An 11,252-nucleotide genomic window follows, 5' to 3' on the forward strand; every position below is an offset into this window, starting at 1 on the left:
GACCACATGGAACGAGTAGTATTTATGGGAACCCCTGAGTTTAGTGTTCCCATTTTAAAGGCATTACATGATCATTATGATGTGATTGCGGTTGTAACCCAACCAGATCGCCCCGTCGGTCGGAAACGCACGTTAACGGCTTCGCCAGTCAAGCAAACGGCGTTGGAATTAGGCTTACCCGTTTTGCAGCCAGAAAAACTCGCGGGCAGTACTGAACTAGACCAAATTGTTGACCAACACCCCGACTTTATTATTACCGCGGCTTACGGCCAGTTTTTACCCACCAAGTTGTTGAACGCGGCCCAAATTGCAGCGGTCAACGTCCACGGATCATTATTACCGAAGTACCGGGGAGGGGCGCCCGTTCAGTACGCGATTATGAATGGAGATCAAGCAACTGGAGTTACGATTATGTACATGGTGAAGGCGATGGATGCCGGAGATATTTTGGCGCAGGAGACCGTTCCGATTACGGATCAAGATGACACCGCTTCGATGTTTGCCAAGTTAAGCCTGGCGGGTCGTGATTTACTGTTAGCAACGTTACCAAAACTCGCCAACCAACAAATTACCCCCCGAAAACAGGACGAAGCGCAGGTGGTTTTTTCGCCCACGATTAAACGGGGCGAGGAACAACTGGATTTTCACCAGCCCGCGCGGCTCGTGGATTGTAAGGTGCGGGCGTTACGTCCCAATCCCGGCGCGTATGCAATGGTTCACGGGCAACGCTATAAGTTGTGGGATGTTATGGTCCTAGATCAAACCACGGACCTTGCGCCCGGACAGGTCGTTAAGCGTACTAAGCGAGAGCTGCAGTTGGCTGCGGGCGCAGGGACCGTTTTACAGGTCAATGAAATTCAACCGGCGGGCAAACCCCGAACGACCATTCAAGCGTTTTTAAACGGGAACCAACAATTACAAACAGGAGACCAATTTATTGATGACCACGAATAAAAGTAACCCCCGGGCCTTAGCAGTCGAAACGCTAGAGCGCGTTCAAAACGGAGCGTATTCCAACCTGCAAATTAACAACGTGATTACCACTAGTAACATGTCGGAAAAGGACGTGCGCTTGTTTACAAATATTGTGTACGGCGTAATTCAGCATAAGTTGACGCTAAACTATTATGTGGATCAGCTCGTCCGCCATGCGGACAAGTTACAGCCGTGGGTGCTCGCCCTGCTAGATAGTGCTCTGTACCAGATGATTTACCTCGATAAGGTTCCCAACCGCGCGATTTTTGATGAATCAATCAAAATTGCGAAGCACTGGGGACACGATGGGATTCGACGGTTAATAACTGGGGTGCTACATACGGTTGGCCGCCGGGGTCTCCCAGACTTAAACCAGATTCAGGATCCCGAGCAACGCTTAGTGATTGAAACCAGCACCCCCAAGTGGTTAGTGGAAGCATTACAAGCCCAACTGGGGAACGTTCGGACGAACCATTTATTAGCCACCATTAACCAACCAGCGCACCGGTCAATTCGGGTTAACCGGCATAAAACAACGCCAAGTGAACTACAGGAAAAACTGGTAGCGGCTGGCTTTACGGTCCGTCCCAGTACGGTTGCAGCGGATGCCTTGGTGGTCAGTCATGGCGTTGCTGCGCAGTCAGATTTATTTCAAGCGGGGTTCTATACCATTCAGGATGAAAGTGCGATGTTACCAGTACAAGCGCTCCCACTGACGGGCAGTGAGTTGGTCCTTGATGCCTGTGCGGCCCCCGGTGGGAAAACAACGCAACTTGCGGAACAACTACCGACCGGGCGGGTAATTGCATTGGACTTACATGCCAAGAAATTACGCAAGATTCACGAAAACGCGGAGCGCTTAGGCGTTTCTGACCGGATTGAAACCCAGGCCTTGGATGCTCGCCGGGTTGATGAGGTCTTTGCCGATCGGACCTTTGATCACATCTTAGTTGATGCACCGTGCTCGGGACTAGGCTTAGTCCGTCGCAAACCAGAGATTCGGTACGAAAAATCAATGGCGGATGTTAGGCACCTAGCAACCATCCAACAGGCAATTTTGACGGCGGTGGCACCTAAGGTGAAGGTCGGTGGCACCCTGATGTATAGTACCTGTACCATCTTGAATCAGGAAAATCAGGAGAACGTTAGTGCCTTTCTTGCTACCCATCCCAATTTTGAACCAGTGGTAGTGCCGACGGCACACCAGTTAAAACCTGACCGTGCAACACCAGAACTAGCGATTTATCCAGACGACTACGCCTCTGATGGCTTTTTCATTGCTGGATTTAGAAAGGGAAGCGCATGACAGATCTGCAAACCGGAAAGATTTATCAATCCTTAAGCGGCTTTTATGACATTGAGGTCGACGGAAAAACCTATCGGACCCGCGCCCGGGGTAATTTTCGCAAACAGCAAATTAAACCACTGGTCGGTGACTGGGTCGAATTTAGCGCTCCCAATCAGCAGGAGGGGTACATCTTAAAGATTCAACCCCGCGAAAACGAATTGGTGCGGCCCCCGATTGCCAATACTGACCAGGCATTTGTGGTTACTTCTGCCATCGAACCGGACTTTTCCGCCAGTCTATTGGACAAAGAACTGGTTGCCTTAGAACGAGAACACATTCGGCCCATTTTGGTGTTTACGAAAGTTGATCTACTCAAAGGAGACGCTCGGGACCACTTTTTAACGGAGGTGGTGCAGCGCTATCATGAGCAGGTTGGTTATCCCACAATCATTGCAACGGCTGCAAACGCGGACAATCAACTCCGAGCGGTACTGCCAGAGCGCCAAACGGTGGTCCTCGGTCAAACGGGGGCCGGAAAGTCCACGTTGTTAAATCATTTGGACCCTACGTTAAACCTAGCGACCGGAGCAATCTCACAAGCCCTTAGCCGGGGGAAACATACTACGAGAAAGGTTTCCTTGGTTACCATTAATCACGGGTTAGTGGCCGATACACCGGGCTTCTCGTCTTTTGATCCGATGAACATTACGGCGACCACCTTAAAAAATTATTATCCTGATTTGGTGCGGGTGGCCGTTGATTGTAAATTTCGGGAATGCTTACACATTAATGAACCCGGTTGCGCTGTGAAGCAGGCGGTAAAAAATGGTACAATTTTAACGAGCCGATATGAAGATTACGTAGACCAATACCAGACCATCAAGGCCCAAAAACCGGTCTACCGACGAAAAAGGGGAAATTAACATGATTAAAGTGGCACCATCAATTCTAAGCGCAGATTACGTGAACTTACAAAGTAGTATTGAGAAAGTTGATCAGGCTGGCGCCGAGGTGCTCCACATTGACGTAATGGACGGACTCTTTGTGCCTGCCATTTCTTATGGTCCGGGCTGGGTCAAAGCCATTCGGCCCATCACGAACATGGAGTTAGATTGTCATTTGATGATTGAAAATCCTGAGCGGTACGTTGACACCTTTGCCAAGAACGGTGCTGATTTAATCGGAGTGCATGTCGAAGCAACACCCCACATTCACCGGGCGCTACAAATGATTAAGCACCAGGGCGTGAAGGCGGAAGTGGTTATAAACCCAGGAACGCCGGTTAGTGCCATTGAACCAGTCTTATACATGGTCGACCAAGTCTTAGTAATGACAGTTAACCCCGGATTTGGAGGCCAACAGTTCCTTCCCGAAACAATTAACAAGATTAAAGCCTTAAACCGGCTACGCAACGAACACGATGATTATGATTTCACCATTGAAATTGATGGTGGCGTGAACGACCAAACGGTAGTTAAACCGTATGAAGCAGGTGCAGACGTTGCCGTGGCGGGTTCGTACGTGTTCGCAGCTCCCAATCCAGCCGACCGGGTGCAAGCGTTAAAGCACGCTACTGACTTTTAACGATGACGACACAACCAATTCCCCGGGTTAATCTGTTGGCGGGGGGGCCCGCAACTGAGTGGCCAACAGCTTTGCAGGCGGAACTCAGTCAGGCACCCTGTGTGGGGATTGACCGGGGCACATTACATTTATTAGATTTAGGCATTACCCCAGTCGCAGCGATTGGTGATTTTGACTCCATCACAGCCACTGAGCTGGCGACCGTGCGAGCACGGGTTGCCGTGGTGCACCAATCGAGTCCGATTAAGGATCAAACGGACACGGAACTTGCACTGCAGTTTGCTGGGGAACATTTCCCAGCCGCACAATTATACCTGTATGGTTTTTCCGGCGGCCGGTTGGATCAATTGCTTACCAATCTCATGATGGTGTATCGACCATTTTTACAGGGAGTGGTCGAACGCTTGACCCTACAGGACGCCCAAAATTGGGTTCGGTTTTTCCGCCCCGGAACGCATCAGGTAACCCGTCAAGTTGGGATGAAGTATCTGGATTTTGTCGCGTTAGAACCAACCACGTTAACGTTACCAGATGAGAAGTACCAACTAGACCGCTTTGCGGTTACCCGGCCGACGTCCTTTTCCAGTAATGAATTTATGGGGCAGATTGCTCACTTCAACTTTGACCATGGTTTGTTGATGGTCATTCAAAGCCACGACTAAAACAAAAGCGCAACCACTTTTAGTGGTTGCGCTTTTGTTTTAATTAATTAAAATTTAGACTAAAACCTATACTCGTTTGAACTTACCTGATCTTAAGGTTCTGGCACTTAACCAAACTTTCTTTGGTTTACCATCAACTAAAATCCGGACTTTTTGTAAATTTGGCTTCCAACTACGTCTAGAAGCGTTCAAGGCGTGTGAACGACGGTTACCAAAGTGGGTTCTTTTTCCCGTTAAAGCATCTTTAGCCATGAAAATCCCTCCTTTATCATAAAATAAAGCGTAATTAGCTATATGATTAATCTAGCATAACGAGGCCCAAATTGCAATCTTTCTTTCAAGTAATCTTACTTGACAGTAAAAAAGGGAATGTTTTGGGTTTTTAAAACCAGTATGGTAATATATAGTACCGTGAGAAACTCGTTAAAAAGGGAGATGCATCCGATGGCTGTAAAAATGAACACGAAGTATGGATCTATCGACATTGACAATGATGTAATTGCTACGGTGGTTGGTGGAGCCGCCACTGATAACTACGGGGTCGTCGGCATGGCAAGCCGTAACCAAATTAAAGACGGAATGAATGAAATTTTACGTCGGGATGCTTACTCCCGCGGAATCATTGTCCGCCAGGTCGATGATGAAATTCAGGTTGATGTTAATATCATCGTCAGTTATGGAACCAAGATTTCGGAAGTTTCCCGAACGGTTCAGGCCAAAGTTAAGTACAACTTAGAAACGATGTTAGGGGTAACCGCTGACTCCGTTAATGTATTTGTACAGGGAGTTAAGGTCATTAACGACTAACAAGTTTGAATTAAGAGGGAGATTGGATAATAGTGTCAGTAACGAAGATTACTACTAAAGAGTTCGACCAAATGGTTCAAGCTGCAGCGGTCGTCCTTCAAAATAATGCAGAATTTATTAATTCTTTAAATGTTTTTCCCGTTCCGGATGGGGATACGGGGATGAACATGAGTTTATCCTTTGCGAGTGGAGCAAAGTACGTTGCGGAGGAATCAGCGGCGAGCGTTGGTGCGCAAGCAGCCGCGTTAGCAAAGGGCTTATTAATGGGCGCCCGGGGTAACTCGGGGGTTATTTTGTCCCAAATTTTTCGGGGCTTTGCAAAGGACGTGGAAGGCAAGGAAAGCTTGTCAGCGACTGAATTTGCTGCTGCTATGACGGCCGGTGCCAAAACAGCGTACAGTTCCGTGATGAAACCAACGGAAGGGACGATCTTAACCGTCATTCGGTTTGCCGCAAACGCCGGCCGTAAAGCCGCCGAACAAACTGATGATCTTGGCATCGTCAGTGATGCCATTAAACAGGGAGCCCAAACGGCGTTAGCAAAAACCCCAGAGTTACTGCCGGTCCTAAAACAAGTTGGCGTTGTTGATTCAGGAGGCCAAGGGCTAACCTTTGTGTTAGAGGCGTTTGCTGACATTTTGAACAATCGGGAACCGTCTGATGACGTTCACGCGAAGTTTAACGTCGAAGCTAATAAAATGGATGAGATGGTGAAAAAGTCCGATCATGCTAGTGCTCAGGGGCAACTTAATCCGGATGATATTGTGTACGGTTATTGTACCCAAATGACCGTTCGGTTTGGTAAGGGTAAGGAAGTAGATCAGCCGTTTGACTACGACCGCTTCTACAATTATTTGGCGCCTCTCGGCGACTCCTTATTGGTAATTAACGATGATGAAGTAGCAAAGGTTCATGTCCATACCGAACAACCAGGAAAGGTCTTAGCCTGGGGCCAAAAGTTTGGGGATTTAATCAACGTTAAGATTGATAACATGCGAGAACAACAAGAAGCAATCATGGAAAATGATGAAACTGAGGCTCCTGCTCCAGTAGCGGAAACACCAGCTGAACCGACCGAAATGGCTGTAATTGCCGTGGTGGCAGGGGCTGGTTTGGAAAAACTGTTTAAGAGTCTTGGGGTAACCTCCATTATCAGTGGTGGTCAAACCATGAATCCTAGTACGGAAGACATTGTGAAGGCCGTTGATGCCACCAATGCTAAGCACGTACTCGTACTGCCAAACAATAAAAACATCTTTTTGGCAGCGGAACAGGCCACTGATCTAACGGCCGTGCCGATGAAAGTCGTCCACACCCAAACCATTCCGCAAGGATTAACAGCGCTGTTTGCTTACAATCCGGAAGCTAGTTTAACTGATAACCAAGCAGCCATGGAAGCCTCCTTAGCAACGGTTAAGAGTGGGCAGGTAACGACTGCCATCCGGGACACGGAACTAGACGGTTTGACCATTAAAAAGGGTAGTTTCATGGGAATCGTGGATGGTCACATCCAAGTCACTGCTGACAGCCTCGATGAAGCCGCTGTGAAAATGATGGCAACGATGTTAGATGCCGACAGTGAAAACGTGACGATTATTTACGGAGAAGGGGCAACGCAAGCTGATGCGCAAGCGGTTGCCACGGCTGCCGCAGACCGCGATGATGAGTTAGAGATTGAAGTTCATGAAGGTGATCAACCGGTTTATCCGTTGCTCATCTCAGTTGAATAACACGAGCACGGAAGGCTGTTAATTCACAGGAGAATTGGCAGCCTTTTGCAACAGGTAGGGGGTGAAGTTCGTGAAAAGCAGCTTAGATCCAGTGGGAACCCTGCAGGGGGTCGGTCCGAAAAAGCAGGCGGCGCTGGCCGATTTAAACATCCAGACGGTATTTGATCTCCTAACCTATTTCCCGTTTCGCTATGAGGACTTTCGAAGCCAAGCCCTCACAGACTTACATGATCAACAAACCGTCACATTAAAGGGCACCGTTGCCGCGGAACCCGTCGTTAATTATTTTGGGCGTCGTAAAAACCGGTTACTGGTACGGTTGATGGTTGGTCATGACGTTGTGGGCGTGACGTTTTTTAATCAACCCTGGTTAAAAAAACAGGTTGAAGTTGGACAAACGATTTTGGTGCACGGAAAATTTAACGCTCAAAAACAGAGTTTGACGGGGATTAAGCTCTTGCAATCCTCAGAACAAACGGTGCAATCCATTTATTCGGTTAACCATCAAATTACCCAGAAAACCATGCACGACCTGATTAAAACTGCTTACGCTGAATATCAGGCTACTTTAGAAGACTTCGTGCCCACATGGATTCGCACGAAATTCCGCTTAGAACCACTTAAAACGGTGATTCGTGAAATGCACTTTCCGAGCACTCCTCAGGCGGTTCGAGCGGCACGTCGGACTGCTAAGTTTAACGAATTCTTCTTGTTTCAAATGCGTTTGCAGACTCTGAAACACCGGCATCAACGAGAGGACCAAGCCGCGAGCATTAAGACCGATAAATTAACCTTGCAACCGTTTCTTAACGACCTGCCGTATCAGCTTACCGACGCCCAGCACCGGGTGGTTGGAGAAATTTTGACGGACTTACAACGACCAGTTCCAATGAATCGTCTGCTCCAAGGAGACGTGGGGAGTGGGAAAACGGTGGTAGCAGCCCTCGCAATTTTAGCCACCGTGTTAGCCGGGCAGCAGGCCGTGCTCTTAGCTCCGACCGAAATTTTAGCGGAGCAACACGCCAACAGCTTGGCCCAGTTATTTACGAAAACGAACGTTAGCATCGCGTTATTAACTGGGGATACGCCGGCGAAAGCCCGTCGGCAGTTACTGCCCCGGATTAAAGCCGGGCAGATTGATCTAGTGGTAGGGACTCATGCCCTCTTTCAAAAGAACGTCCGCTACCACCACCTGGGATTAGCGGTGATTGACGAACAACACCGGTTTGGGGTGAACCAACGCAAACAGATGCGTGAAAAGGGAACCGCCACCAACGTTTTATCAATGACGGCCACCCCGATTCCGCGGACCCTCTCGATTACGGCCTACGGTGAAATGGACGTTTCGGTGATTGATGAACTCCCTGGCGGTCGAAAGCCGATTAAAACGACCTGGATTAAAAGTAGTCAAGAAGCAACGATGCTGAAGTTTGTGAAAAAGCACCTTCAACAGGGAGAACAAGCCTACGTGGTGGTGCCATTGATTGATGAATCCGATGCTGTCGAGATGCGAAACGTCATGATGACCTATACGGACCTTCAAGAACACTTGGGTTCGTCGTTTCACGTCGGCTTACTACACGGGCAAATGAATGAAGCCGATAAAAATCAGGTCATGGATGATTTTAAAGCCAATCGGACGCAAGTCTTGGTGTCAACCACCGTCATTGAGGTGGGGGTTGATGTTTCCAACGCCAGCATCATGGTTATTTTTGATGCGGATCACTTCGGCCTGGCCCAGCTGCACCAGTTACGCGGACGGGTGGGGCGCGGTACGCAGCAGTCCTACTGTATTTTAATTGCCGATCCTAAAAACAAGGTGGGCATTAAACGGATGAATGTCATGAGTAGTTCAACCGATGGTTTCTTTATTTCCCAAAAAGATTTAGAATTAAGGGGACCTGGCGATATCTTAGGGAAGCAACAATCGGGGATTCCGAGCTTTAACGTGGGGGACCCGGTTGCGGACGTGAATGTCTTGAGTGCCGCCCAAGAAGTCGCTAAAATGGTAACTGATGACGCCGAATGGATGCAAAAACCAGAAAACCAGAACCTAGTGCGTCAGTTACACGCACTAAATAATCAAACCTCATTCGATTAAGGAGTTGCTTCATGATTAAGATTGCAATTGATGCCATGGGGGGCGACTACGCCCCACAAGCAATTGTAGAAGGAGTAGAGTTAGCTCGCGATGCCAGTCATAACGATGTGGAGTACATCTTATTTGGGGATCAACGCAAAATCGAACCTTTAGTAAAAAGTATGCAAAACCTGCGGATTGTCCATGCGCCTGAAGTGATTGCAATGGATGATGAACCAGTCCGGGCAGTTAAAAAGAAAAAACAGGCTAGCTTAGTGTTAGCAGCACGAGCTGTCCAAGCTGGTGAAGCTGATTTATTGCTTTCCGCAGGCAATACTGGGGCCTTAATGGTAGCCGGACTGTTGATTATCGGCCGGATGAAGGGGATTGAACGCCCCGGTCTGGTTGTTACCCTACCGGTGATTCAGAACGATCAGGGCTTCACCATGATTGACGCGGGCGCGAATGCGGATGCTAAGGTCGAAAACGTCATTCAGTATGCGCGCCTGGGTAAAATTTATAGTCAGCAGGTTCGCAATCAGGCTAATCCGCGGATTGGGTTAATTAATAACGGAACTGAGGCGGACAAGGGGGACGTTGCCCACCGGAAGATGTACGAAGCATTATCTGCCCTAGGGGAAGCGGGGGAACTGAACTTCATTGGCAACGTTGAAGCCAGAGACCTTTTAACCAACGTGACGGATGTCGCCGTCACCGATGGCTTCACCGGCAATGCTGCTTTAAAGGGAATCGAAGGCAGTGCCCTCGCCGTGGTTAACATGATTAAGGCCAGTATTAAGCAGGGTGGCCTACGCGAAAAACTCGGAGGACTGCTGTTAAAACCCGCCTTAAAACGGATCGCGAAAAAAATGGACTACACCCGGTATGGAGGTTCAGTGCTATTGGGCTTGAAGGCACCAGTAATCAAAACGCACGGCAATAGCGACGCCAAAACGATTTTGTATGCGTTACAGAATGCCAAAGAAGTGGCAACTTCCGATTTAGTTGCGGGCATTGCAACGCAGTTTCATGCCAAGCAACAACAAGATTAGTGGTGGAGGTACTGACTAATGGATAAAAAAACGGTATTTAACACGGTGGCACACACAATTGGAGCACAATTTCAAGTCCAAGCGGCGGACGTAACCGAGGCAACTAACTTTCAACGCGATTTGGGGGCGGACTTTGTAGATTTAGCCCACTTTATCGTTGAAATTGAGGATGAATTTGGTGATGTGATTCCAGATGACGCTGCCGAGCAAATCGAAACGGTCCAGGATTTGGTGAAAGTCATCATTCAAAATACGCCTAACAAGAAATGAAAGTAACCCCATCACGTCCTGATGGGGTTTTTCGTTTAATGCTATAATAAGACCATTAAATACTCGGGAGGAAATTCACTTGCAGAAAGAATTTGATCATAAATTAGCACATGATTATAACATTAAATTTAACAACGAAGCCTTGCTTGATGAAGCCTTTACGCAAGCTTCCTACGTTAACGAACATCCAGATCAACATTTAAAGTTTTACGAACGCTTGGAATTTCTCGGGGACGCCGTTTACCAGTTAGTGGTTTCTGACTACATCTTTAAACGGCATCCAGAGATGCCACAGGGACGCTTAACCCGGCTCCGGGCCGCCATGGTTAATCGGCACAGCTTTAGTCGTTTTGCCCGGGAGTGTCACTTTGATAAGTACATTCGGCTGGGAAAAGGGGAAGAAAAGGCGGGCGCCCGAAAACGAGATTCCTTATTGTGTGATATTTTTGAATCGTTTATCGGGGCCGTTTACCTAGATCAAGGAATTGAAACCGTGAAGAATTTTTGTCGCCTCGTGATTTTCCCGAAGCTCGACGAGGGTTGGTTTGACGAATTTTTTGATCACAAAACGGAATTACAAGAGGCAATTCAAGTCAACGGGCCCGTTGCCATTGACTACCAACTGCTTGATGAAAACGGTCCGGATAACGACCGTCAGTTTAAAGTTGCCGTATTCATCGATCAAAAGGAACTAGGCATCGGGGAAGGCCACTCGAAAAAGAGTGCCGAACAAGCAGCCGCCAAGGCAGCCCTAAACAAGTTAGGGATTAAAGACCAGAAATTGCAGTAAAGTGAGGGAGCATT

The 11,252-nt window shown here is 48.2% G+C and carries 12 protein-coding genes; 11 read left to right on the forward strand and 1 reads right to left on the reverse strand.

The genetic code is table 11. The features are described 5' to 3' along the window. Positions 1–6 precede the first annotated feature (6 nt). The 5 genes from fmt to M8332_RS03330 are packed head-to-tail and all read left to right on the forward strand — an operon-like array spanning position 7 to position 4,509. On the forward strand, positions 7–954 hold the full coding sequence (fmt, locus tag M8332_RS03310) for a methionyl-tRNA formyltransferase (RefSeq protein ID WP_252780749.1): 948 nt from the start codon (positions 7–9) through the stop codon (positions 952–954). After that, positions 941–2,281 (forward strand): 16S rRNA (cytosine(967)-C(5))-methyltransferase RsmB, encoded by a 1,341-nt coding sequence (rsmB, locus tag M8332_RS03315; protein ID WP_252780750.1) that lies wholly within the window; start codon positions 941–943, stop codon positions 2,279–2,281. The genes fmt and rsmB overlap by 14 nt, the downstream gene beginning before the upstream one ends. A 5-nt stretch (positions 2,282–2,286) precedes the next feature. Beyond that, entirely contained in the window at positions 2,287–3,186 is a 900-nt protein-coding gene (rsgA, locus tag M8332_RS03320) for a ribosome small subunit-dependent GTPase A (protein ID WP_252780795.1), read from the forward strand. 1 nt (position 3,187) lies between these two features. After that, positions 3,188–3,847: a ribulose-phosphate 3-epimerase gene (rpe, locus tag M8332_RS03325; RefSeq protein ID WP_252780751.1), complete on the forward strand. Its 660-nt coding sequence runs from the start codon at positions 3,188–3,190 to the stop codon at positions 3,845–3,847. 2 nt (positions 3,848–3,849) lie between these two features. Beyond that, positions 3,850–4,509 carry a thiamine diphosphokinase gene (locus M8332_RS03330; RefSeq protein WP_252780752.1) on the forward strand — a complete coding sequence of 220 codons (660 nt, stop codon included), beginning with the start codon at positions 3,850–3,852 and terminating at the stop codon, positions 4,507–4,509. Between the two features lie 66 nt (positions 4,510–4,575). Here M8332_RS03330 and rpmB read toward each other — a convergent pair whose 3' ends face one another. Continuing rightward, positions 4,576–4,761, reverse strand: coding sequence for a 50S ribosomal protein L28 (gene rpmB, locus M8332_RS03335; RefSeq protein WP_252750191.1), 186 nt, complete (start codon positions 4,759–4,761; stop codon positions 4,576–4,578). Positions 4,762–4,953: 192 nt separating this feature from the next. On the opposite strand from rpmB, the gene M8332_RS03340 reads away from it, so the two are divergent. The 6 genes from M8332_RS03340 to rnc all read left to right on the forward strand — a co-directional run bounded on the left by M8332_RS03340 (position 4,954) and on the right by rnc (position 11,238). Then, complete coding sequence (locus M8332_RS03340) at positions 4,954–5,316, forward strand: Asp23/Gls24 family envelope stress response protein (RefSeq protein ID WP_252750192.1); 363 nt, start codon at positions 4,954–4,956, stop codon at positions 5,314–5,316. A gap of 32 nt (positions 5,317–5,348) precedes the next feature. Further along, on the forward strand, positions 5,349–7,046 hold the full coding sequence (locus tag M8332_RS03345; protein WP_252780753.1) for a DAK2 domain-containing protein: 1,698 nt from the start codon (positions 5,349–5,351) through the stop codon (positions 7,044–7,046). A gap of 70 nt (positions 7,047–7,116) precedes the next feature. Then, positions 7,117–9,147: an ATP-dependent DNA helicase RecG gene (recG, locus tag M8332_RS03350; RefSeq protein ID WP_252780754.1), complete on the forward strand. Its 2,031-nt coding sequence runs from the start codon at positions 7,117–7,119 to the stop codon at positions 9,145–9,147. A gap of 11 nt (positions 9,148–9,158) precedes the next feature. Further along, positions 9,159–10,178, forward strand: a complete 1,020-nt coding sequence (plsX, locus tag M8332_RS03355) for a phosphate acyltransferase PlsX (protein WP_252780755.1) — start codon at positions 9,159–9,161, stop codon at positions 10,176–10,178. An 18-nt stretch (positions 10,179–10,196) separates the two neighbouring features. Continuing rightward, entirely contained in the window at positions 10,197–10,448 is a 252-nt protein-coding gene (locus M8332_RS03360; protein ID WP_252780756.1) for an acyl carrier protein, read from the forward strand. A 79-nt stretch (positions 10,449–10,527) separates the two neighbouring features. Continuing rightward, positions 10,528–11,238, forward strand: a complete 711-nt coding sequence (rnc, locus tag M8332_RS03365) for a ribonuclease III (RefSeq protein ID WP_252780757.1) — start codon at positions 10,528–10,530, stop codon at positions 11,236–11,238. Positions 11,239–11,252: the final 14 nt, after the last annotated feature.

The organism is Fructilactobacillus ixorae (genome assembly GCF_024029915.1).
GTDB classification, from domain to species: domain Bacteria; phylum Bacillota; class Bacilli; order Lactobacillales; family Lactobacillaceae; genus Fructilactobacillus; species Fructilactobacillus ixorae.

What these genes read in the sequence shown, in the direction of transcription:
- fmt (WP_252780749.1), top strand. Translation starts at nt 7, where the DNA reads ATGGAACGAGTAGTATTTATGGGAACCCCTGAGTTTAGTGTTCCCATT.
- rsmB (WP_252780750.1), top strand. Translation starts at nt 941, where the DNA reads ATGACCACGAATAAAAGTAACCCCCGGGCCTTAGCAGTCGAAACGCTA.
- rpe (WP_252780751.1), top strand. Translation starts at nt 3,188, where the DNA reads ATGATTAAAGTGGCACCATCAATTCTAAGCGCAGATTACGTGAACTTA.
- M8332_RS03330 (WP_252780752.1), top strand. Translation starts at nt 3,850, where the DNA reads ATGACGACACAACCAATTCCCCGGGTTAATCTGTTGGCGGGGGGGCCC.
- rpmB (WP_252750191.1), bottom strand. Translation starts at nt 4,761, where the DNA reads ATGGCTAAAGATGCTTTAACGGGAAAAAGAACCCACTTTGGTAACCGT.
- M8332_RS03340 (WP_252750192.1), top strand. Translation starts at nt 4,954, where the DNA reads ATGGCTGTAAAAATGAACACGAAGTATGGATCTATCGACATTGACAAT.
- plsX (WP_252780755.1), top strand. Translation starts at nt 9,159, where the DNA reads ATGATTAAGATTGCAATTGATGCCATGGGGGGCGACTACGCCCCACAA.
- M8332_RS03360 (WP_252780756.1), top strand. Translation starts at nt 10,197, where the DNA reads ATGGATAAAAAAACGGTATTTAACACGGTGGCACACACAATTGGAGCA.